Source organism: Streptomyces lydicus (assembly GCF_000717345.1).
Lineage (GTDB): Bacteria > Actinomycetota > Actinomycetes > Streptomycetales > Streptomycetaceae > Streptomyces > Streptomyces lydicus.
In genome coordinates, this window is the sequence record NZ_JNZA01000023.1 from 55704 (window position 1) to 76908 (window position 21205).

The 21205-nt window shown below is 72.5% G+C and carries 21 protein-coding genes; 3 read left to right on the top strand and 18 right to left on the bottom strand.

What is annotated here, in order from left to right; translation table 11 throughout:
* Positions 1 to 135 precede the first annotated feature (135 nt).
* Together OO62_RS22150 and OO62_RS41570 are read left to right on the top strand one after the other, a co-directional pair.
* Complete coding sequence (locus tag OO62_RS22150; RefSeq protein ID WP_206738445.1) at positions 136 to 1830, top strand: DUF885 domain-containing protein; 1695 nt, start codon at positions 136 to 138, stop codon at positions 1828 to 1830.
* Between the two features lie 78 nt (positions 1831 to 1908).
* Positions 1909 to 3357 carry a GNAT family N-acetyltransferase gene (locus tag OO62_RS41570; RefSeq protein WP_033269273.1) on the top strand — a complete coding sequence of 483 codons (1449 nt, stop codon included), beginning with the start codon at positions 1909 to 1911 and terminating at the stop codon, positions 3355 to 3357.
* Here OO62_RS41570 and OO62_RS22160 read toward each other — a convergent pair.
* A complete protein-coding gene (locus tag OO62_RS22160; protein WP_033269274.1) occupies positions 3329 to 4171 on the bottom strand; it encodes an SDR family oxidoreductase in 843 nt (280 codons plus the stop codon). The two genes, OO62_RS41570 and OO62_RS22160, sit on opposite strands and share 29 nt — an antisense overlap.
* A gap of 99 nt (positions 4172 to 4270) precedes the next feature.
* A complete protein-coding gene (locus tag OO62_RS22165; RefSeq protein WP_033269275.1) occupies positions 4271 to 4768 on the bottom strand; it encodes a rhodanese-like domain-containing protein in 498 nt (165 codons plus the stop codon).
* Between the two features lie 94 nt (positions 4769 to 4862).
* Between OO62_RS22165 and OO62_RS22170 the strand changes: the two genes are divergently transcribed.
* Positions 4863 to 5309, top strand: a complete 447-nt coding sequence (locus tag OO62_RS22170) for an Lrp/AsnC family transcriptional regulator (protein ID WP_033269276.1) — start codon at positions 4863 to 4865, stop codon at positions 5307 to 5309.
* A 32-nt stretch (positions 5310 to 5341) separates the two neighbouring features.
* On the opposite strand, the gene OO62_RS22175 is transcribed toward OO62_RS22170, so the two are convergent.
* The 16 genes from OO62_RS22175 to OO62_RS22250 all read right to left on the bottom strand — a co-directional run bounded on the left by OO62_RS22175 (position 5342) and on the right by OO62_RS22250 (position 21190).
* Positions 5342 to 8566: an AAA family ATPase gene (locus tag OO62_RS22175; RefSeq protein WP_033269277.1), complete on the bottom strand. Its 3225-nt coding sequence runs from the start codon at positions 8564 to 8566 to the stop codon at positions 5342 to 5344.
* Complete coding sequence (locus OO62_RS22180) at positions 8563 to 9729, bottom strand: exonuclease SbcCD subunit D (RefSeq protein WP_033269278.1); 1167 nt, start codon at positions 9727 to 9729, stop codon at positions 8563 to 8565. Before OO62_RS22180 ends, OO62_RS22175 begins: the two co-directional genes overlap by 4 nt.
* A 260-nt stretch (positions 9730 to 9989) precedes the next feature.
* Positions 9990 to 12158: an ABC transporter permease gene (locus OO62_RS22185; protein WP_033269279.1), complete on the bottom strand. Its 2169-nt coding sequence runs from the start codon at positions 12156 to 12158 to the stop codon at positions 9990 to 9992.
* A complete protein-coding gene (locus OO62_RS22190; protein WP_033269280.1) occupies positions 12155 to 12850 on the bottom strand; it encodes an ABC transporter ATP-binding protein in 696 nt (231 codons plus the stop codon). Before OO62_RS22190 ends, OO62_RS22185 begins: the two co-directional genes overlap by 4 nt.
* 106 nt (positions 12851 to 12956) lie before the next feature.
* Positions 12957 to 13298, bottom strand: coding sequence for a hypothetical protein (locus tag OO62_RS22195; protein ID WP_129322900.1), 342 nt, complete (start codon positions 13296 to 13298; stop codon positions 12957 to 12959).
* Positions 13299 to 13575: 277 nt separating this feature from the next.
* Positions 13576 to 13974 (bottom strand): gas vesicle protein K, encoded by a 399-nt coding sequence (locus tag OO62_RS22200; RefSeq protein WP_033269282.1) that lies wholly within the window; start codon positions 13972 to 13974, stop codon positions 13576 to 13578.
* A gap of 61 nt (positions 13975 to 14035) precedes the next feature.
* Complete coding sequence (locus OO62_RS22205; RefSeq protein WP_228332605.1) at positions 14036 to 14293, bottom strand: gas vesicle protein; 258 nt, start codon at positions 14291 to 14293, stop codon at positions 14036 to 14038.
* Positions 14294 to 14331: 38 nt separating this feature from the next.
* Positions 14332 to 15210: a GvpL/GvpF family gas vesicle protein gene (locus tag OO62_RS22210; RefSeq protein ID WP_228332604.1), complete on the bottom strand. Its 879-nt coding sequence runs from the start codon at positions 15208 to 15210 to the stop codon at positions 14332 to 14334.
* On the bottom strand, positions 15207 to 15647 hold the full coding sequence (locus OO62_RS22215) for a gas vesicle protein (protein ID WP_381566777.1): 441 nt from the start codon (positions 15645 to 15647) through the stop codon (positions 15207 to 15209). Before OO62_RS22215 ends, OO62_RS22210 begins: the two co-directional genes overlap by 4 nt.
* Before the next feature lie 32 nt (positions 15648 to 15679).
* Positions 15680 to 16891, bottom strand: coding sequence for an SRPBCC family protein (locus OO62_RS22220; protein ID WP_033269335.1), 1212 nt, complete (start codon positions 16889 to 16891; stop codon positions 15680 to 15682).
* A complete protein-coding gene (locus OO62_RS22225) occupies positions 16884 to 17522 on the bottom strand; it encodes a hypothetical protein (RefSeq protein WP_206738444.1) in 639 nt (212 codons plus the stop codon). The genes OO62_RS22220 and OO62_RS22225 overlap by 8 nt, the downstream gene beginning before the upstream one ends.
* A 30-nt stretch (positions 17523 to 17552) precedes the next feature.
* A complete protein-coding gene (locus tag OO62_RS22230; protein ID WP_033269284.1) occupies positions 17553 to 17810 on the bottom strand; it encodes a gas vesicle protein GvpG in 258 nt (85 codons plus the stop codon).
* A 35-nt stretch (positions 17811 to 17845) separates the two neighbouring features.
* On the bottom strand, positions 17846 to 18559 hold the full coding sequence (locus tag OO62_RS22235) for a GvpL/GvpF family gas vesicle protein (RefSeq protein ID WP_033269285.1): 714 nt from the start codon (positions 18557 to 18559) through the stop codon (positions 17846 to 17848).
* Positions 18560 to 18562: 3 nt separating this feature from the next.
* Positions 18563 to 19003: a gas vesicle structural protein GvpA gene (locus OO62_RS22240; RefSeq protein WP_033269286.1), complete on the bottom strand. Its 441-nt coding sequence runs from the start codon at positions 19001 to 19003 to the stop codon at positions 18563 to 18565.
* 66 nt (positions 19004 to 19069) lie between these two features.
* Positions 19070 to 19549, bottom strand: coding sequence for a gas vesicle protein GvpO (locus tag OO62_RS41575; RefSeq protein WP_323135820.1), 480 nt, complete (start codon positions 19547 to 19549; stop codon positions 19070 to 19072).
* A 183-nt stretch (positions 19550 to 19732) separates the two neighbouring features.
* A complete protein-coding gene (locus OO62_RS22250) occupies positions 19733 to 21190 on the bottom strand; it encodes an MFS transporter (protein ID WP_051733521.1) in 1458 nt (485 codons plus the stop codon).
* Positions 21191 to 21205: the final 15 nt, after the last annotated feature.

Consider the following 21205-nt stretch of genomic DNA (forward strand, 5'->3'; position numbering starts at 1 on the left):
CACCGTGACCACGGCCGGCCGGGCGCGGCACCGCGGCCCGGCCGGCCGCGCCGCGGGCAACGGACCGTAAAGCGACAGGAACGTACGGGCTGTTGATGGTGACGCGGCGGGGTGATCCGTACGAGGATGGCCGGCATGTCCAACACCACTACTCCCGCCGGCGGCCCGCTGCCCCGCCAGGTCGCCGACGCCTATGTCGACGCCCTCGTCGACCTGGACCCGATCACCGGAACCTTCCTCGGCATCCCCGAGAGTTCCGACAAGCTCCCCGACTTCTCGCCGACGGGCCAGGAGGCGGTGGCCCAGCTCGCCCGTACGACGCTGGACCGGCTCGCCGAGGCCGAGGCCCGGCCGGGCGCGGACAGCCCCGCCGAGCAGGTCTGCGCCCGGCTGCTGCGCGAACGGCTGACCGCCGAGCTGGCGGTGCACGAGGCCGGCGAGCGCCTGCGCACGGTCAGCAACCTCAGCTCCCCGCTGCACCACGTCCGTGAGGTCTTCACGGTCACCCCGGCGGAGACCGAGGAGGACTGGGCGGCCATCGCCCGGCGGCTGCGGGCCGTACCGGCCGCGCTGGAGGGCTACCGCGCCGCGCTCGACGCCGGCCTCAAGCGCGATCTGCCCGCCGGACCGCTCCAAGTTCGCACCGTCATCGGCCAGTTGGACGAGTGGATCGGCACCGACCGCAGCTGGTTCACGGAGTTCACCGCGGCCGGCCCCGACGCGCTGCGCGCCGAGCTGACCGAGGCCGCCGAGGTGGCGACCGGCGCCCTGGTGGAGCTGCGCGACTGGTTCCGGGACAGCTACGCCCCGGCCGTCGAGGGCGCGCCGGACGTGGTGGGCCGGGAGCGCTACGCCCGCCTCGCCCGCTACTACAACGGTGCCGACGTCGACGCCGACGAGGCGTACGCGTACGGCTGGTCGGAGTTCCACCGGCTGCTGGCCGAGATGGAGACCGAGGCGGAGAAGGTCCTGCCCGGCGCGAAGACCCCGTGGGAGGCGCTGGCCTGGTGCGATGAGCACGGTGAGGCGGTCGAGGGCGTCGAGGAGACCCGGCAGTGGCTGCAGTCGCTCATGGACGAGGCCATCGAGTCGCTGGACGGCACCCACTTCGAGCTGGCCGAGCGGGTCCGCCGGGTCGAGTCGCGGATCGCCCCGGCCGGCAGCGCCGCCGCCCCGTACTACACCCCGCCGACGCTGGACTTCTCCCGGCCCGGCCGCACCTGGCTGCCGACCATGGGCGAGACCCGCTTCCCGGCGTACGACCTGGTCTCCACCTGGTACCACGAGGGCGTGCCCGGCCATCACCTCCAGCTCGCGCAGTGGGTCCACGTCGCCGACCGGCTCTCGCGCTACCAGACCACGGTGGGCATCGTCAGCGCCAACGCCGAGGGCTGGGCGCTGTACGCCGAGCGCCTCATGGACGAGCTGGGCTTCCTGACGAGCGCCGAGCGGCGGCTCGGCTATCTGGACGCGCAGATGATGCGCGCGGTGCGGGTCATCATCGACATCGGGATGCACCTGGAGCTGGAGATCCCCGCGGACTCGCCCTTCCACCCGGGTGAGCGCTGGACGCCGCAGCTGGCGCACGAGTTCTTCGCGCAGCACAGCAGCCGCCCGGCCGACTTCGTCGAGAGCGAGATCATCCGCTACCAGGGCATGGCCGGGCAGGCCATCGGCTACAAGCTCGGTGAGCGGGTCTGGCTCAAGGGCCGGGAGGCGGCCCGCGCCCGGCACGGCGCGGACTTCGACCTCAAGGCGTGGCACATGGCCGCGCTGTCGCAGGGCTCGCTGGGCCTGGACGCTCTGCTGAGCGAGCTGTCGGCGCTCTGAGCGGGGCTCACGGGGCGGCGGCCGGCCACGGCGAAAGGGTGTTGTGGCCGGCCGCCGCCGTCCGTAGGGTCCATTGGCATGACCGTGGACCCCGCGCCGGACCGGCCGCTCTTCCTCTTCTCCGGAGATCCGCTGCACCCCCGGCGTACCGATCCACAGTTCGCCCCGGAGGCCGCCGCGGCGCGGTCGGCCGGTGCGGCGACCGCGGTGCTCGACCACGAGGCGCTGCTTGCCGGGCACGCCGCGGACGCGGTGTCGCGGGTGCCGCGCGGCGCCGGTCCGCTCTGGTACCGCGGCTGGATGCTGCCCGCCGACCGCTACGCCGCCCTCGCCGAAGCGCTCGCCGCGCGCGGCGGCCGGCTGCTGACCTCCCCCGCCGCCTACCGCACCGCGCACGAACTCCCCGGCTGGTACGAGGCGTTCCGCCCGCTGACGCCGCAGAGCGTCTGGCTGCCCTGCGCGCCCGGTGTGGCGCCCGCGCCCGCGGCGCTGGCCCGGCTCGCCGGTCCGCTCACCGTGCCGGGCCGGCGCTGCCCGCTGGTCGTCAAGGACTGGGTGAAGTCGCGTAAGCACGAGTGGGAGGAGGCGGCGTACGTCCCGGACGCCGCCGACACCGAGCGCCTCGCCGCGGTCGTCGGCCGGTTCGTCGCCCTCCAGGAGGAGTCCCTGACCGGCGGGGTGGTGCTGCGCGCCTTCGAGGAGTACGACCGGGCGGTGGGCGAGGCGCGGGTGTGGTGGGTGGACGGCGAGCCGGTGCTGACCGGCCCGCACCCCGACACCCCCGGACTGTGCCCCGACCCCGACCTGACCCATGTGGCGTCGCTGGTACGGCAGTTGGGGCTGCGTTTCTGCACCACGGATCTGGCGTTGCGCGCCGACGGCGTCTGGCGGGTGGTGGAGGTCGGTGACGGGCAGGTCAGCGGACTGCCGGCGGGTGCCGACCCCCACCCGCTGTTCGAGGCACTGGTCACCGCGGGCGCCGGCTACCCGCTGACGCTCACCTCCGGGCGGGTGGCGCTGCGCGCCCTGCTGCCGGCCGTGGCGGCCCGGGTCGCGGACGGGGACCCGGCCGGGTTCGACTGGGTCGACGGGGTGCCGCCGGAGACCACCTCGGGTGGTGCCGGGATCGCCGTGCGCGCCGCGGCGGCCGGCAGTTACCGTCCCGGCTGGGGCGTCTTCGTGCTGACCGACGCGGCCGCCGGCACGGCGCTGGGCAGCATCGGCTTCCACGGCCCGCCGGACGACGCCGGCTTCGTGGAGATGGGCTACGACCTCTCGCCGTCCGCCCGCGGCGCCGGCTGGGCGACCGAGGCGGCACGGCTGCTGGCCGGCTGGGCGGCCGCCCAGCCCGGTGTGCGGACGGTGGGCGCGCTCACCGAGCCGGAGAACGTCCCCTCGCAGCGGGTCCTGGAACGGGCCGGTTTCCGGTTCGCCGGGGAACGCGACGGGCTGCGCGCCTACGAGATCGACGGCACCGCCGGAGCCCCCGCCGCCGGGGTCAATGCCGGAATCCCCCTTCGGAGTTGATGACCTCACCGGTGATCCAGGCGGCCTCGTCGGTCGCGAGCCAGGCGATCAGCCGGGCCGGGTCGTCGGGCGTGCCCCACCGTCCGCCGGGGAAGCGGCCGGCGACCCGCGCGCGCAGCGCACCGACCGCGTAACCGGTGTCCACGGGGCCGGGGTTGACGGTGTTCACGGTCACGCCGAGGCCGGCCAGGGCGGTGGCGAGGGTGCGGGTCGCCGAGGCCAGCGCGCCCTCGGCGAGGCCGTAGGCGACCTCGTCGGGCATGCCGCCGCCCTGGTCCTGGCCCGAGGTCATCAGCACGATCCGCCCGCCCGGCAGTCCCGGGGCGCGGCGGCGGGCGTACGCCTGGGCGAGGAGGATCACCGAGCGGGTGTCGGTCGCCCAGTGGGCGTCGAGCATCGCCGCGTCGACGGCGTCGAGGGGGCCGTCGCGGCCGCTGAGCGCGTGGTTGGCGACGAGGATGTCGAGCGGGCCGCCGAGCGCCTCGGCGGCGGTGTCGATGAGGCGGGCGGGTGTGTCGGGCCGGGCCAGGTCGGCCGGCCCGTGGGCCACCACCGCTCCGGGTGCGGCGAGTTCGCGCACCCCGTCGGCGACCGCCTCCGGGCCGCCCGGGTCGGCTCCCCAGGGCTGACCGGCGTCGTGCGGCACGTGGTGGTGCAGATAGACGCTCGCGCCGTACGCGGCCAGCCGCCGCGCGACGGCGTATCCGATGCCGCGACGCCGGCTGGCACCGGTGACCAGGGCGGTACGCCCGCGCAGCGGCAGCGGGTCGCGCCGCAGGGCGTCGGCGGGCGGGGTGCCGTCGTCGTGTGTCATGACACCTCAGCATGGCGGCCGCGGGACCGGGCGGCACCCGGTTTTCGGGCTGTGCGCGCGGGGCCGCCGGGTGGCGCGTAGGCCGGGCCGCGGGCTGCCTCAGCAGCCGCAGTCCTCGGCTCCCACGGGTGCCGTCAGCGGGTCGGCGGGCCGGCGCCGGGGGCCCTGCCAGGTCTCGACCTCGTATCCCTCGCGGATCCAGTACTCGATGCCGCCGAGCATCTCCTTGACGCGGTAGCCGAGCCGGGCGAGCGCGAGGGCGGCGCGGGTGGCGCCGTCGCAGCCGGGGCCCCAGCAGTACACGACGACCGGGACCGCCCGGTCCAGCAGGCCCGCCGCGTCCGCTGCGATCCGGGCGGTGGGCAGATGCCGGGCGCCCGGGACGTGTCCCTGGTCCCAGGCCGCGGTGCTGCGGGAGTCGACGACGACGAAGTCGGTGGCACCGGCCGCCAGCGCGGTGTGCACATCGGCGACATCGGTGTGGAAGGCGAGGCGGGCGGCGAAGTACGCGGCGGCGTCGGCGGGCGCGGCGGGCGGAGTGGCGAGGACGGCGCTGGGGGCGGCGTCGGCTGCGGTCTGCGGCGTCGGTGTGATCATGGCCGATAATTTACGGTCCGCCCGCACGGCCCAGAAGTGAAGATCACCGGCAAAACCCTTGATCTGCCGGTGATTCCACTGCTAGACAGCGCAGATGACCGGTTATTCCCCCGACGCCACCGACTGGCGCATCCTCGACGTCCTTCAGCACAACGGCCGGGCCGGCTACGCCGAGCTGGCCCGCGCGGTGAACATGTCCGCCAGCGCGGTCACCGAACGCGTCCGGCGGCTGGAGGAGGCGGGGGTGATCTCGGGCTACGCCGCGGTCGTCGACCCCGAGCGGGTCGGCCTGCCGGTCCTGGCCTTCGTCCGGCTGCGGTACCCCAACGGCAACTACAAGCCGTTCCACGATCTGCTGGAGACCACCCCGGAGATCCTGGAGGCGCACCACGTCACCGGCGACGACTGCTTCGTGATCAAGGTCGCCGCCCGCTCGATGCGGCATCTGGAGGAGGTGTCCGGCCGGATCGGCGCCCTCGGCTCGGTGACGACCAGCGTCGTCTACTCCTCACCGCTCCCCCGCCGCCCCGTCGGCCGGTGAGCTGCGGCCCGCCGCCCCGCTGACGGCCCGGCTCAGCCGCGTACGCGATGCCGGACCGTCGAGCCCGACCGGTCCTTGACGACCTCCAGCTGGGCGGGGATCCGCGCCTTGAGGTCGGCGACGTGGCTGACGATCCCGACGCTGCGGTCGCGTTCGCGCAGCGAGTCCAGGACGTCCAGCACCTCGTCCAGGGTCTGCTCGTCCAGGCTGCCGAACCCCTCGTCGATGAAGAGGGTGTCCAGCCGGGTGCCGCCGGCCTCGTCCGTGACGACGTCGGCGAGGCCGAGCGCCAGCGCCAGCGAGGCGAAGAAGGTCTCGCCGCCGGAGAGGCTGGCGGTGTCCCGCTCGTGGCCGGTCCAGGCGTCGATGACGTGCAGCCCGAGGCCCGAGCGCCGGGCGCCGCCGGCCCGCTCGTCGGAGTGCACGAGGGTGTAGCGGCCGGCCGACATCCGCTGCAGCCGGGCCCCGGCGGCGGCCGCGACCTGCTCCAGCCGGGCCGCGAGGACGTAGGACTCCAGCCGCATCCGGCGCTCGTTCTCGCTGGAGGTGCCGGCGGCCAGCGCGGCGAGCCCGGCGATCCGGTCGTGGTCGGCGCGCAGCGGGGCCAGCCGGCGGACGTCGTCCTCGGCCCGGGCGGAGAGCCGGTCGAGGGCGGCGCAGCGCTCCTCGGCCGCCGCCTGGACCGCCGCGGCGGTCCGCAGCCGCTCGGCAGCGGCCTGGTCGGCGGCGTACGCGGCGTCCGGGTCGGCGGGCGGCAGCTGGGCCGCGGCGAGCGCCTCGGGGTCGGCGAGCTCCGCCTCCACCGCGGCCGACTCGCTCTGCCAGTCGTCGAGCCGCTGCTGCAGCGCACGCCACTCGTCGTCCTTCAGCAGCGCCTCGGCGGCGGCCCGTGGCGTGTCGAAGCCGGCCCCGTAGGCGGCGTCGGACGCCCGGGCGTCGGCCTCCTTGAGCCGCTGGGCGCAGGAGGCCGCCGTACGGGACGCCTCGGCCGCCGCGGCGAGCAGCGCCACCTGCCGCTCCAGCCGGGCGGCCCGCTCCGCGACGCTCGCACTGTCGCCCCGCGCACGGGTCAACTCCTCGTCCAGCGCAGCCTGTTCGCGGTCCAGGGCCTCGCGGTGCGAGGTCCGGGCGGCGGACCGGCGTTCGGCCTGCTGCTGCTCGGCGCGGCGCCGTTCGTACTCCCGCTCGGCGCGGTCCAGCGCCTCGCGCGCCGCGTGCAGATCCGCGCCGAGCGCACGGCTGCGGGTCAGCGCGGCGCCCAACTCCTCGACCTCTGCGGCGAGTTCGCCGGTGGCCGCGTCACCGGCCGCCGCCGTCGCCGCGGCGAGTGCCTCGCCGAGGGTCCGGCAGTGGACCTCCGCCTGCTGCCGGGCCTCCTCGGCTCGGTGGTGCGCGGCGAGCGCGTCCTCCTCGGTGGCCCGGTCGACGTGCCCGGCGCCGGCCCGGGCCGGGTCGGGGTGCGCGGTGGCACCGCACACCGCGCACGCCTCCCCGTCGCGCAGTCCGTCGGCGAGTTCGGCGGCGATGCCCCGCAGCCGCCGCTCCTTGAGGTCGAGCCAGTGTTCGTGGGCGGCCGCGGCCCGCTCCCTGGCGGCGAGCAGTGCGCCTTCCGCGGAGCGCGCTTCGTCGTCGAGCCGGTCGCGTCGGCGGGCCGCGGCGAGCCGGTCCTCGGCCGGTCCGATCCGCGCGCCGAGCTGCTCGGCCCGGACCGCGGCTTCCTGCGCGGCTTCGATGCGCTGCTGGTGGGCGCGGCGGACACCGTCCCAGGCGGCGAGCCAGTCCGCGGCGTCCACCAGCGTCTGCTCGTCGGCGCGCGCCTCGCGGTCGAGGGCGGCGCGCTCCAGGCCGAGGTCCGCGGCCCGCCGTTCGGCCCGCCGGGCGGCCGCGAGGGACCCCAGGTCCTCCCGCGCCTTCCGCTCTTCCGCCGCCAGTCGGTCGCCGTCGGCGTCCGCGAGCGCGGGCGGCAGCGGGCCACGGTGCGTGCGCTCGGCGCGCTGTGCTGCGTCCAGCTCGCGCCAGGCGGCGTCGCGCAGGGCGAGCGCGGGCGCGACCTCGGCGGCCGCGCGGGCCCGCGCCAGCCGGTCGCGGGTACGGGCCCGCTCCTCGGCGTCCGTGTCGAGCAGGTCGGCGCGGCGCCGGGCGTCCGCGTACCGCTGCTGGAGCCGGTGCCGCTCACGGGCCTCGGCCAGCTCCCCGGCCGCGGTCCGCTCGGCCTCCTCGGCGGCGCGCACCGCGGCGCGGGCGACCGCCAGCCGCTCGCGTGCGCTCACCCGGGCGACGGCGGCCCTGGCCAGCACCGCGTCGGCGAATCCCGGCTCGCCCACCGCGGGTGCGGCGGGGGCGTCGGCACCGGCCGGTCCCACGGAGGGGACCGCCGCGCCCCGCCGGGCGGCTCCCGCCTGGCCCGGCACGGTCGCGGTCACCGTCGCGATACCCGACCCGCCGGCCTCCGCACGGCCGCGCCGGCCGGTCGCGGCGCGCCCGGCCGCGCCCTGCGCCGCCCGCCCGGCCCGGCCCGCCGCGGGGGCCGACGTACCGGTGAAGTCGTCGAGGCCGTCGAAGTCGGCGCTCTCCCCGGCCGCCTGCGCCATCCGGTGCGCGAGCGCCAGCAGCCGCTCGTCGCCGGCCGCGACCTGGTCGGCGGCCGCCCGACGCCGGGTGTTGAGCCGCTCTTCGAGCGCGGCGAACCGGCGGGTGTCGAAGAGCCTGCCCAGCAGCCGGGCACGGGCCTCCGCGTCGGCCCGCAGGAAGCGCGCGAAGTCGCCCTGCGGCAGCAGCACGACCTGGCAGAACTGCTCCTTGCTCATGCCGAGCAGCTGCCCGATCTCCTCACCGATCTCCTGGTGCGACCGGCTCAGCGCCTTCCAGCTGCCGTCCGCCCCGGCCTCGCCCGGTACGAACTCCCGCAGCCTGCTCTGCGCCTTCTCCCTCGTCGTACCGCTGCCGCGCTTCTTGGGGCGCGGCTGCTCGGGCAGCCTGGTGATCTCCAACCGCCGCCCGGCCACGGTCAGTTCGAGGACGATCTCGGTGAGGGTCTGCGGATCGGCCAGGTCGCTGCGCAGCGCCTGGCCGCTGTGCCGCGCCCCGGGTACCGACCCGTACAGCGCGAAGCACACCGCGTCCAGCACCGAGGTCTTGCCCGCACCCGTCGGCCCGTGCAGCAGGAACAGCCCGTCGCGGGCGAGCCGGTCGAAGTCGACGGTCTGGGTGCCGCGGAACGGGCCGAAGGCGGTCAGGGTGAGCCGGTGCAGCCTCATCGCGCCACCTCCGCCGTCATGTCCTCGGCGCGCACCTCGTCGATCGCCGAGCGCAGTTCGGCCCGCTCCCGCTCATCGGCGGCCCGGCCGGACCGTACGTGTTCCACGAAGTCCTCGGCGATCTCCTGGTCGCTGCGCCCGCGCAGCCGCTGGGCGTACGAGGCCAGCGAGCGGGCCGGCCCCTCGTCGGGGTCGAAGACCAGGCTGAGGATGTGCGGGTAGCGCTTGACGAGCCGGGCCATCGGTTCGTGCGGGCGGGCCGCGTCGGTGAGCGTGGCCTCCACCCAGGATTCCTCGTGCCGGGCCAGTGCCGGATCGTCGAGCAGCCGTTCCAGCGGCCCCCGGATGCGGGCCAGCGCCCGCGGCACCGGCGCGTCCACCCGCTCCGCGTGCACCGCTCCGGTCCCGTCCAGCTCCACCAGCCACGACGTCTTGCGGTGGTCGGCCTCGGAGAAGGAGTAGGCGAGCGGCGATCCGGAGTAGCGGACCCGCTCGGTGAGGGTCTGGCAGCCGTGCAGGTGGCCGAGGGCGGCGTAGTCCACCCCGTCGAAGACGCCCGCGGGGACCGAGGCGACCCCGCCGACGGTGATGTCGCGCTCGCTGTCGCTGGCCGTGCCGCCGGTGACGAAGGCGTGCGCGAGCACCACCGAGCGCGTCCCGGCGGGCCGCTCCGCCAGGTCGGCCCGTACCCGGTCCATCGCCGCGCCGAGCACCGCCGCATGATCGGCCCGCTGCGCGCCGAGGGTGTCGCGCACCATGGCGGGCTCCAGGTACGGCAGCCCGTAGAGCGCGACCGGCCCGTGCGCGTCACTGAGCAGCACGGGGGTGCCGCAGCCGGCCGGGTCGGTCCGCAGGTGGATGCCGGCCCGCTCCATCAGCCCGGCGCCGACGCCGAGGCGGCGGGCGGAGTCGTGGTTGCCGGAGATCATGACGGTGGGAACACCGAGCTCCGCGAGCCGGTGCAGCGCCTCGTCGAAGAGCTCGACGGCGGCGAGCGGGGGGACGGCCCGGTCGTAGACGTCGCCGGCGACCAGCACCGCGTCGACCTCCCGGGCCCGCACCGTCTCGACCAGGTGATCGAGGAAAGTCCGCTGGGCGGTGAGCAGGTTCACGCGGTGGAACGACCGCCCGAGATGCCAGTCGGAGGTGTGCAGAAATCTCAACTGTCCGCTCCGACCTGCACTGCTTCCCCTCCAGAACACCCCGGCCCGGCCCCGGGCCGCCACCTGACCGCCCCCAGGCTAGCTGCCGCCGGCCCTCCACCGGGCACGCCCCTCATCCTCGCGGCCGTGTCGGGCTCCCACTGATCGTAGAGGTCGGCCGTGATCAAAACCGTGCGGTGACCCAGCCCACGAGAGAACGGTGATCCAGCCCACGAGAGAAGAAGAAAACTGAGCATTCTGGAAGAAATTAGGCAGATGGGTCAGTCGCCGGTGGGGCGCCAGCGGGCGGCGATCCGGGCGGCGCTTGTCCCTCCGCACCCCCACAGCACAAGGCCCAGGACGCCACTCACCCCGAGGCCGGCGAGCATCAGGGTCGGCGAAGTGTTTGCGGCTCCGTCCGCGACCAGGGGCCGGGCAAGCCAGGAATAGACGAAAACTCCTGCCACTCCCGCGGCGAGGATCGGAGCCAGCAAGCTCCACGCGCTGAGCCCGTAGAAGACCGTTCGGCGACCGCAGAGCACCGCCACCGGCGCGGCGGCACGTCCTTGACGCAGGAACTCCGCCTGGGTGTTGAGCGCGAATCCCACGGCGAGAACGCAGGTTCCCAGCAGACCGAAGAACAGCAGCCAGCCCGCCTGGTCGCTGAGGACCTTTCCGCCGCTGATCCAGCCGACGCCGAGTGTGCTGACGCTGCTTCCGGGGGCGAGGCTGCGGTTCGCGGTGCGCTTGATCCGGGCGACGTCGAGAGCGGATCCATGACGAGAGAGCAGCAGGGCCGCATCGCTCGTACCGGCGGGCGCATGGGTGGTGACGGTGGTAGCGAGGTCGGAGCCGTTCCCCAGGGCGTAGCGCAGGCGCTCATCAGCCTGCGTCACCGGAGTGACCGTGCCCGCACGGCACGGAAGGTGAAGGGCCGTAAGGTCTTGGCACCTGCCGGTGAGACGTGTGCCTCCCTTGACGTGGTCAACCGCGACAAGCATCGCTTGCGGAGGCAGCGACCTCGCGAACTCCGCGGTGAGGCCCTTGGGGCTGGTCACCGTCAGCACGCTGTCCCCGACCGCCTCGTGCACGGCTGTCGCTTGCCGCACCGGCTCGGCCATGCGGGACATCCACAGCTGCGCCTCTCCGGTCAGGCCGATCGCGATCACGACCGAACACACCAGCCGTGCGGTAGTGGCGGCGGAAGCCGCCATCCACCGTCCCGAGATCAGGGCGGAAGGGCCGGCCCACCGGCGGGAGAGTTCCGCCAGGGCGGAGCCGAATGCTCTGCATGCTGCCGCAATGAGCGACGGCAGGGTGGCAAAGCCTCCGAGCGTGCCCAAGACCTGTAGCAGGACGCGCAGTGTGGGAGAGGGGGCGAGTCCGGGCCCGTAGGAGGCGGCCAGCAGGAACAACGGGCAAGCCCAGCAGGCGAATCCGGTGAGGGCGGCACGGCCCGCACGGGGGCGGGTGGCTGCGGCCGCGGGCCGGTGGCGGTGCATCACCGTGACTACGGCGAGCGTCAGCACCAGCGACAGCACTGCCGCAGCGACCAGCCACGGGGCATGGGCGCGCAGGTCCGGGGCGTAGAGAGTGAACTGCGCAAAGGGCACCGGCACATTGATCAGACAGCCCACCACGGCGGGTACCACTCCGACCAGCGCTCCCAGAGCCGCAGGCAGGATCGCTTCGCCGATGACGATGAGCCGGCGGTGAGCCGGCAGGGCGCCCAGGGCGGCGACGAGGGCGGTACGCCGGTCTCGTTCGTCAGCGCCCATGCGGGCGGCCAGCACCAGGCAGGCGCCCGCGGGGAGGAGCAGAAATCCGCAGACGGTGAGCAGGAACTCCCAGATGGGACGCTGGTTGGTGAAGTCCCCGCTGCCCCACTCCGGCACGGTACCGAATCCGTGGATGGGGCGTGCCTCCGCCATCCCGCGCATGCTGTGCACGGGCCGGACGTAGGCGAAGCGCTCACCGGGTGAAGCCAGTCCCTCCGGGGCGATCGTCCCTGCGGGTCTGCCATAGCGCTCGCTGATGTGCTCGTGCGCCCCCGCCTGGAGCAAGGCGGGTGAGAGCACCGCCTCGCCGGGCGAAGGCCATGAGGTCAGGCCGGGCGGCGGGGCCGCGGCAGAGCTCACCGGTTCCACATAGACAACGGTGTACCCGCGTGCGTCACTCAGCGTGTCCTGTTTGAGCAAATAGCGGGCGAGCGTGGTGCCGTGACCGGCTGCCACCCGCTGCGGGCTGCGGGCCGCCGTACGCTCCTCGGTCCCGGCGTAGCCGGCGCAGACCGCCACCAGGGAGGTGAGGGCCAGGCACAGTGCCGCGGTGGCGAACGACAGCGCGACGAAGCGAGTGCCACTCCCCGCGCGGCCCTGCCGGGCGGCCCGGCCGATCCGCAGCATCTGCCACCGCGTCCCGAACCCGATGTCACGCAGCACTCTGGTCATGTCGCCACCCGTTCGGTGTGCAGGAGCCCGTCGTGCAGGCTCAGGTGCCGGTGGGCACGAGCCGCCACGCTCGGATCGTGCGTGGCCACCAGCAGCCCGCACCCCCATCGCTCCGGCAGCGAGAACAGCAGATCGGCCACCACGCTGCGCGCGGCGGGATCCAGCGAACCGGTCGGCTCATCGGCCAGGATCAACGAGGGCTTGTTCATCAACGCGCGGGCCACAGCTGTCCGTTGGCGCTCACCGCCGGACAGTTCACCCGTGGTGGCCGAGGTTCCGGTAACGCCCACCTCGCGCAGGAGGCCGGCCGCCCGCTCGTAAGCATCCTGCCGGGACTCACCGGCCAGCAGGGCCGGGAGTGCCACATTCTCCACGGGGGTCAGTTCCGGGAGGAGCTCCCCGAACTGAAACACCATGCTGAGGTGCCGCGCCCGATGCCGAGCCAGACGCTTGCCCCGCAGCTCTGACATGTCGCGGCCGGCCACCGAAACCTGCCCCTTGCCTGCGGTCACAAGACCCAGGACCAGCGACAGCAAGGTGCTCTTCCCGCTGCCGCTCGGTCCGGTCACCGCCACGGACTCGCCAGGCGCGAGATCCAAGGTGAGCCCTCTGAGCAGCTGACGCTCGCCGATGCGGTATCTCAGGTCTTTGAGACCAAGTATCGGGTGAGCGGCGGGGATCGGATCAACCATGCTGATATGCCTCGCTAGATGCTGCTGTGGCCCGGCAGCTTTGCTGGGCTGCCGGGCCGTCAGGAAAGGGAGCCCTCACCGGTGGATCAGGCGGTACATCGGGAAGTTAGTCCGACCAGGCGCAGGTGTCGGGTTCCCAGTCCAGCGAGACGCAGCTTCGCAGCGTGTAGATATACGCTCCCGCGCCGCTCGTCGCGGTGGTGCCGTTGCCACTCTTGTTGTGCAGAGTGTACGTTTCGCCGGCTCCGACTTCCCGGCCGTAACGGCTGTAGACGGGATCACCGTCCGCCTTCTTGTCCTTTGCGTAGGCATAAGCATGCTGCGGGCTCACCCAGCCGGAAGAACCATAGGTGGCAGCGTAGAGCTCGGTCGCCTCTGCAGGAGCTACCCCCAGCACGAAAGCTCCGCCAATGGCTATGACAGCGAGACGCCGCACATTATTTCGCATTCCCCGAATCCCCCATTCATATCGGCGCAGAGACCTTTTACCTCTGCGTCACGCCACGAAGGGGCGAGAATGCAACAGCTCCAACTGCCAACCTTGCACGTCAGCCCCCGTAGCTGCCCGGAGCACAGTATGGACAAAATCCATGTCGTGCAAATCGGAGACGACGTCCACTTGCCACATCGAGCGTGTCTCGCACGGGAACTGGCGCGCTGTCAGGTCGGTTATTGCGTGAATCGAGGCGGTGGAATGTGACGCACGACGCCTGATTTCCGAGCCGTCACCCGGCTTCGTTGCGGGGCAGCAGTGAGCCCAAGGGGCCGAGGTCCAGGTTCAGGTCGTCCAGGGTGAGTCCGTACCGGTCGCAGAGTTCGGACATCCGGTCCTGCAGGATCATCAGGGTCATCCCGATGCGCTCTTCCTGCGCCTCACTCAGGTCGCCCTGATCGACGCGGTGGAGTGCGGTGCGTTCCATGAGCTGCCGCAGGAGCTCGACGATGGTCAGCACCAATTTGATGAGATCGCGTTCGACGGTCTCCGGGTCGGTCTTGAGGCGCTGGGCCAGCTCGCTTCCGGACCGCTGCTCCTCGGGTCCGGCCGGCACGAGTCCGAACGCCCGCGCCGCCGCCTGCGCGGCCTCCCCGAAGGCGCGGTCCGGCGCTGCCTGGTGGTCCTGCATGAGGTCGCTCCTCAACGTTGCGGCGCATTACGGTCGTCGGCAGCGGCGTACGGTCCGCTCCTCACCACGGTGCGGGGTCGTCGGGGGTGATCGAGTGGATCACGGCCCGCAGATTGATCCGCACCAGGTCCACGTCGGCCACCGACAGCACGAGGTCACCGGTGAGGACGGCCCCGCCGTTCAGAAGGCGGTCGAGGAGGTCGATCAGGGCGACCTGCCGCCCCGCGAGCGACTCCTCCTCGGTGAGATCGGTGATACGGGAGACGTCGGCGGTATCGGAGACGTGGGCGATATCGGGGACCCCGGAGGTCCCGGGCACCCCGGGGGCGCCTGGGACCTCCGGAGCCCGGTCCTCCCTCATGCGCGACCGCCCGCCGCCGGCACCGTGGCGAACGAGTAGGGGGCCCACGGGCCGGTGATCTCGACACGGACGCCGGGGAGCCCGTCGGCCAGCCCCGTCAGGGCCCGGTGGAAGTCCTCCACGCCCTCGACGGGCACCAGATATGCCTCGTTGGCGATGTTCTCGCCGGCGGCCGACGCCAGTTCCCCCTGCTGCGGCCGGTGCGCGACCCTGGCCCGGACGAGCCCGGCCACCCGGTCCGGTACGGCGCCGGCGACGGCCCCCGCGGCGCGGTACGCGTCGCGGTGGTGGCGCCGCTCCTGCCGGCGCTGCCGCAGATACGCCCGGCCGGGGCTGAGCGTTTCCGGTGCGGGAGCGGACCCCTCGGCGGCGGGCGGGTCCGCGGCCGGAGGCGGGGCGGCGGCCGCTTCCCGCGGATCCGCGTACACCTTCACCCCCAGCTCGACATGTCCCTCCAGCCACCCGAGCGCGTCCGCGAAGTCCGTGCCGCGCTCTTCGAGCATCGCCCGGACCCGGGCGTCGTCCAGGTACACCGTGGCCAGCCGCATGGGCAGCACCGTCGTGCCGGCGTACGCGGCTTCGACCACCGCGTGGTGCGTACGGGCCAGGGCCGCCAGCTCGGTCAGGTCCTCCAGCCGCGCCCTGATGCCCGCTTCCCCGTACGCACCGGCCGGCACGGACGAGACCAGCGCCGCCAGGCCCTTGGCGGTGACCGTGCGCAGCGGGCCGTCCTCCAGCCCGGCGAGCCGGGACGCCGCCGTGTCGAGCGCGGTGCCCGCACGGCTGACGGCGTACACGTAGGACATCGTGGCGGCGGGGTCCGGCCGGTCGTCCGGCGCGACGGCCGCTTCCGGCGCCTCTGCCTCGGTGTTCACCGCTCCTCCTCACGTGCCGTCTTCGACGCGTCCCCGTCGGCCCGCGCGGAGCCCTTCGGCAGGCCCACGGCGGCCCGCAGTTCGGCGAGTTCCGCCCGCAACTGTGCGTTCTCGGCGGCCAGTTGCTCGCCGTCCGCCGTGGGGGCGGGCGCGGCGGAGACCTGCTGGGGCGGGCGGGCCCGGGAGGAGAGCGACGGGTCGTGTTCCCACCAGTCGATGCCCATCTCCTTGGCCTTGTCGACGGACGCGACGAGCAGCCGGAGCTTGATCGTGAGCAGCTCGATGTCGAGCAGGTTGATCTGGATGTCGCCCGCGATGACGACACCCTTGTCGAGCACGCGTTCCAGGATGTCGGCCAGGTTGGCGGAGGAACCCTGCCCGCCGTACGGGGACGCCGTGGCGGCGGGCCCCATCCGGCCGGCCAGTGAATCGGACACGAGATCAGCCCTGTCTGTACGGTCGGAAAGGGTCAGCTACGGGCGACGGCCGGACGGCGCCGGGAGCGACGGCCCGTGCCGGCGTCCTCGTCGGGCTCGTCGTCCTCGTCCTCGTCCTCGTCTTCGTAGCGCTCGTCGCGCTCGTCGCGCTCGTCGTCGAATTCCTCAGCGCCGGCCTCACCGTCGCCCTCGTCCGCCACGTCGTCGCCGTCGTCCGCGAGTTCGGCGTCGGGGTCCCGGCTCTCGTCCTCGTCGTCGCCCTCGTCGTCGCCCTCGTCCTCGTACGCGTCGTCGTCCTCGTACGTGGCCTCGTCGTCCTCGTCCTCGTAGCCGTCCTCGGCAGGGTCGCTCTCGGCGTCGTCCGCGGGCTCCCGCTCGTCGTCCGCCTCGTCCGCGGCCTCCCGCTCGTCCTCGACGGCGTCCGCGTGCTCGACGACGACCTTGCCGTCCTGGATCTCACCGCGCCACCCGTCGGTGGCCTCGCCGCGCATCATGATGAATTTGCGGTACTGCTTGAGGTCGAGGCGGGCGCGGCGGCCCTGGGCGCGCCAGATGTTGCCCGTCTTCTCGAAGAGGCCCTTGGGGAAGTACTCGAGCACCAGCAGCACCCGCGTCAGGTTGTCGGTGAGGCGGTGGAAGGTCACCACCCCCTTGACCGTGCCCTTCGCGCCCTCGGTGGTCCAGGTGATGCGCTCGTCGGGCACCTGCTCGGTGACGTTCGCCCGCCAACTGCGCGTGGACTTGGCGACCTTCACCTTCCAGTTGCTGGTCGTGTCGTCGGCCTTTTCGACGCTGACGACGCCCTTGGCGAAGGTGCTGAACTCCTGGAACTGGGTCCACTGGTCGTACGCCTCGCGCACGGGCACGCCGACGTCGATGTCCTCGACGATCGTCACACTCTTGGACTTGCCGCCACCGCTCTTGCGGCCCTTGCCGAACAGGCTCTTGACCTTGTCCTTGACGGCGTCCTTGACGTGCGAGGTTCCGGCGGTCAGCGCGGCCTGGGCCGGTGAGCTGCCCTCGGCGAGGGCCTTGCCGCCCTTCGCCAGGCTGCCGGCCAGCCCGCTCCCGCCCTGGCCCGGCTGGCCCAGCTTGGTGACGCTCTGGCCCAGCTTGTGCCCGAGGTTGGTGACGGCGTGCTGCGCACGGGCCTGGAGGTACCGCTGGAACTCCTCCTTGAGGTCTTCGGCGGCGGGGCTCTTCGTCACCTCGTCCTTCACCTTGCTGAACGTGGACTCACTCATCGCTGCCCCCACGGTCGGAGGTCTTGCGCGAGGCGGGCTTCCTGCGCGCCGTCCCGGACGCGGTCTTCCGGGCGCCCGAGGCGGTCTTACGCGCCGACGAGGCGGTCTTGCGTGCCCCGGAAGACGCCTTGCCCGCGGCGGACTTGGCGGACCTGGACGACGGGGACGTCTTGGCGGACGCCGACGCCTTGGCGGACGCCGACGCCTTGGCGGACTTGGCCGGCCTCTTGCTGCGCGTCGCCGACGCGGACTCCTTGGCCCGGCCGGCGTCGTCCGCCTTCTCGGGCCCGTCCGACGCGTCCGGCGCGTCCGGCTCTTCCGCCTCCGCGTCGCCGCCCGCGTCCCGGAGGTCCAGGGTCCGCTCGTGCAGGGAGTCGGCGAGTCCGGACATGCGCTGGGTGAGCGCGCTGGTGGCCGCGGACTTCGTGGCGTCCACCAGCTCCCTGCGCACCTGGTCGTTGAGCGGCCCGAGGACCGGTGAATTGGCGACCAGCTTCCCCAGCTGCTTCGGATCCAGGTTCAGTTTCTTGCCGGCGAGGTACATGCCCAGGCCGATGGCCAGCTTGGCCTTCTTCGTGCGTCCCAGCACGTAGCCCCCTGCGAGGGCCACGCCTATCTTGGCGTTGGTCATCATCTTGCGTACACCTCGTTCTCCTCGTGCTCAGGAGTCGGTACGGAGCCGCTGCTGGTTGGCCTCCAGCCATTCGAGGCGGTCCAGCAGTTCGTCCTCACGCCGGTCGAATTCCTCGTCCTCGATGCGCCCTTCCACCAACTCCCGTTCCAGTTGCGCCAGTTCCGCGCGTACCGGCTCCGGGTCGTAGTACTCGCGCTCCGCGGTGAGCAGCACCTGGTCGAGCACCCAGACCGTGCCCCGCACGGGGGCCAGCGGAAAGGTCAGCAGGTCGGTGATGAGGCCCATGGGGCAGTCCTCCGCTCGGCGGGGTTCGGGCGGATTCAGACGAAGCTGTACGGCGGCAGCGGGCCGTGCAGGCTGAACGCGTAGGCGTCACCGCGCCGAGCCGCCTCCTCGTGGACGGCCTGGGAGAGGGCCGCGGCCCGCTCCCGGGTGACGAGGAACGACACGTTCAGGAAGTGGGTCTTGGTCGGCTCGGCGACCGCGGTGCGCTCCGCCTCCGCGGCGAGCCGGGCGACCAGCTCGGAGCCCGTGCGCTCCTGGCGGGCCTGGACCTCGCGGGCGACCCGCTCACCGAGCGCCATCCGGTCCTGGTGCGCCCCGGGATTCTGGCGGGTGCGCTCGTTGAGCCGCCGTATCTCGTCGGAGTCGGTCATGATCTCCCGCAGCAGGTCATCCTCGTCGCGGGCGACCTTGAGGTTGTACTCCAGGCGGCCACCGATCTCCTTGAGGCGCTCGGTGTAGGCGTCGCGCTGCTCCTCCATCACCGCCGCGACCTGGTCGTCGTCCCGGCCGACGAGTCCGAAGCGCATCGGCAGTACGGCGCCGTCGGCCATCAGCCGGTCCTGCACGCCCTGGTGGGCGACCAGATCCCGGCGCTTGGCCCGCAGGTTCGGCGGCGCGTCGCTGACCACCGCGCTCAGGTCCTTGGTCCGGACGGTGCGCAGCTCGGCTGCCGGGTCACCGATGCCGTGGACGCCGTCGAGGTTCAGCGGGTGGCCGGCCTCGGTGATGGCGTAGACGTAGGTCCCCATGGGTCACTCCTCTCGGCGGCGGGCGGTACGGCGGCTGCTGGACGAGGAGGACTTGCGCGCCGGCCGCTCCTCCTCTTCCTCGGATTCGTCGCGCCCCTTCTGGAAGGACTCGCTGAATGCCTCGACCGCGCCGGTCAGTGCGCCTTTCGACTTTCCTTTGGCGCCGCTCTCGGTCGCCTCCCCGACCAGATCGGTGAGCTGGCTCGGCGCCTTTCGGCCCGATTCCAGATCGAGCCGGTTGCACGCCTCGGCGAAACGCAGATAGGTGTCCACGCTCGCGACGACGACACGTACGTCGATCTTGAGGATTTCGATACCGACGAGGGAGACCCGGACGAAGGCGTCGATGACGAGCCCCCTGTCGAGTATCAGCTCAAGGACGTCGTAGAGATTTCCCGAGCCGCTCCCGCTGTTCGGTGCGTTGGATTGCTGAACGACACTCATGTTCTTCCCTTCCTGTCGGCTGGGCGAGCTCATGGTCGGTACGGAGGGTGGCGGGCGTTCGCCGGCTCAGCGGTCGATCTGGCCCCTCGCATAGCGGCGGATACGCTCGTATCCGAGGAGCTCGCCCTGTGCGTCGAGCTGCACGCGGTACGAGGCCATCACGCTCGCGGTGTCCGGAATGCGTTCGATCTCGACGACTTCCACGTCCGCGGACCAGCCCTCGTCGGTGGCCTTGAGCGCGGATACCGCGCCGAGTTCGCATCCGAGCAGCTGAGCAAGTTGCCCGGCCGCGTGGCGCATTGCCGCCGGGGCGCCGATGCGCTGCGGTCCTCTCTTGCCTTCCGTGCTCTCGGTTGTCGCCATGATCCCGTCCATTGGGCGTCGTAGTGATGCCGGTACGCCGGTTCGGTGTACCGGGTCCGGTTGTCCGTTCCGGCGATAGAACACCGCGTGCCCCAGGAGTTCGAACGTATGCATGGCGCGCAGCGCAGCGATTTTCCGCGTCTTTCCGCCGCACGGAAGGCAATCGCCGTTGACGACGCGCACAAAGGCATGGTCGACTCCCGGCCATTGCCCGGCATTTCTGACCGCGGGCCAGCGTGAACGCTATTCGCGGCAGGCGGCATTCCCCGGTCGGATTTCCCGGCCGGCCGGGCCTCTTGAGACTCATGCGCGACGCGGCAGCACCGGCCGCGCGGCGGCGCCGTCCGCGTCCCGTCCCTCCGCGGGTCAGGCGTGCTGCGACTCCACGAGGTCGATCGCCTCGTCCTTCGTCGCGACCGACGGCGGGGATCCCTTGAGCGGCTTGCGCGCGCTCTCCTTCATGGCCGCGGTGGCCACCACTCCGACGACCGCGGCGGCCATCGTGTAGTAGGCCGGCACCAGGTCGTCGTGGAAGCCGCCGATCAGCGCCTCGATGACGAGCGGGGTGGTACCGCCGAAGAGCGAGACCGAGATGTTGAAGGCGATCGACAGGGAGCCGTAGCGCACCTGGGTCGGGAAGAGCGCCGGCAGGGACGCCGACATGACGCTCACATAGGGCAGCAGGCACAGCCCGAGCAGCAGCAGGCCGGCGAAGACGGTGGCCGTGGTGCCGTGCCGGATGAGCAGGAAGCTCGGCACGGCCAGCACCAGGAAGCCGAGCGAGCCGGCCATGAGGACCGGCTTGCGCCCGATCCGGTCGGAGAACCGGCCCACGAAGGTGATGGCCGCCATGAGCACCAGCATCACGACGATGATGGAGACGAGTGCGCTGGTGGTGCCGTAGCCCAGGGTGTTCGACAAATAGGTGGGCATGTAGGACAGCAGCATGTAGTCGGTGATATTGAAGGCGGCGACGAGTGCGACGCACAGCACCATGGCGCGCCACTGACCCCGCATCCGTTGCAGGAAACCGGCGTGCGACGCGGTATCGGCCGCGGATCCGTCGTCGTCGGCGAGCTTCTGGAATGCGGGCGTCTCGTCCAGCTTGAGCCGCAGATAGAGGCCGATCAGCCCGATGGGCGCGGCGACCAGGAACGGTACCCGCCATCCCCAGGACTGCATGGCGGAATGCGGCAGTGCGACGGTCAGTACGGTCACCAGACCGGCCGCGGTGGTGTAACCGATGAGCGTGCCGAATTCCAGGAAGCTGCCGAAGAATCCGCGCCGTTTGTCGGGCGAGTATTCGGCGATGAAGGTGGAGGCGCCGCCGTATTCGCCACCGGTGGAGAAGCCCTGGAGCATGCGGGAGGCGATGAGCAGCACCGGCGCCCAGAAGCCGATGGACGCGTAACCCGGTACCAGGCCGATGGCGAGGGTGCTCGACGCCATCATGATCATGGTGAGCGAGAGCACTTTCTTACGGCCGATGCGGTCGCCCAGTGGTCCGAAGAACATGCCGCCCAGCGGACGGACCAGGAACGCGGCGGCGAACGTGGCGAAGGAGGAGAGAATCTGCGCGTTGTCGTTGCCCGGCGGGAAGAAAACCTTGCCGATGGTGACCGCGAGATAGCTGTAGATCCCGAAGTCGAACCATTCCATGGCGTTGCCCAACGCGGCTGCTTTCACCGCTCTCTTGACGGACTTCTCATCCGTCACCGTGATGTCGGTGCGCCGCAGCGGGGGATGCTTCCGCCGGCGTATCGCGCGCAGCAGAAACGGGTGCCGCGTCCGAACGGGGCTGTCGTGCACGGGCTGGAGGGGCATGAGCACCTCTTTTCA

Bases quoted from the DNA above. Each gene is read 5' to 3' on its own strand.
- OO62_RS22240 (WP_033269286.1), bottom strand. From the start codon at position 19,003: ATGAGTGTCGTTCAGCAATCCAACGCACCGAACAGCGGGAGCGGCTCG.
- OO62_RS22220 (WP_033269335.1), bottom strand. From the start codon at position 16,891: ATGAGTGAGTCCACGTTCAGCAAGGTGAAGGACGAGGTGACGAAGAGC.
- OO62_RS22190 (WP_033269280.1), bottom strand. From the start codon at position 12,850: ATGGTTGATCCGATCCCCGCCGCTCACCCGATACTTGGTCTCAAAGAC.
- OO62_RS22175 (WP_033269277.1), bottom strand. From the start codon at position 8,566: ATGAGGCTGCACCGGCTCACCCTGACCGCCTTCGGCCCGTTCCGCGGC.
- OO62_RS22165 (WP_033269275.1), bottom strand. From the start codon at position 4,768: ATGATCACACCGACGCCGCAGACCGCAGCCGACGCCGCCCCCAGCGCC.
- OO62_RS22230 (WP_033269284.1), bottom strand. From the start codon at position 17,810: ATGGGCCTCATCACCGACCTGCTGACCTTTCCGCTGGCCCCCGTGCGG.
- OO62_RS22185 (WP_033269279.1), bottom strand. From the start codon at position 12,158: ATGACCAGAGTGCTGCGTGACATCGGGTTCGGGACGCGGTGGCAGATG.
- OO62_RS22250 (WP_051733521.1), bottom strand. From the start codon at position 21,190: ATGCCCCTCCAGCCCGTGCACGACAGCCCCGTTCGGACGCGGCACCCG.
- OO62_RS22150 (WP_206738445.1), top strand. From the start codon at position 136: ATGTCCAACACCACTACTCCCGCCGGCGGCCCGCTGCCCCGCCAGGTC.
- OO62_RS22235 (WP_033269285.1), bottom strand. From the start codon at position 18,559: ATGGGGACCTACGTCTACGCCATCACCGAGGCCGGCCACCCGCTGAAC.
- OO62_RS22160 (WP_033269274.1), bottom strand. From the start codon at position 4,171: ATGACACACGACGACGGCACCCCGCCCGCCGACGCCCTGCGGCGCGAC.
- OO62_RS22200 (WP_033269282.1), bottom strand. From the start codon at position 13,974: ATGCAGGACCACCAGGCAGCGCCGGACCGCGCCTTCGGGGAGGCCGCG.
- OO62_RS41570 (WP_033269273.1), top strand. From the start codon at position 1,909: ATGACCGTGGACCCCGCGCCGGACCGGCCGCTCTTCCTCTTCTCCGGA.
- OO62_RS22170 (WP_033269276.1), top strand. From the start codon at position 4,863: ATGACCGGTTATTCCCCCGACGCCACCGACTGGCGCATCCTCGACGTC.
- OO62_RS22195 (WP_129322900.1), bottom strand. From the start codon at position 13,298: ATGCGAAATAATGTGCGGCGTCTCGCTGTCATAGCCATTGGCGGAGCT.
- OO62_RS22225 (WP_206738444.1), bottom strand. From the start codon at position 17,522: ATGACCAACGCCAAGATAGGCGTGGCCCTCGCAGGGGGCTACGTGCTG.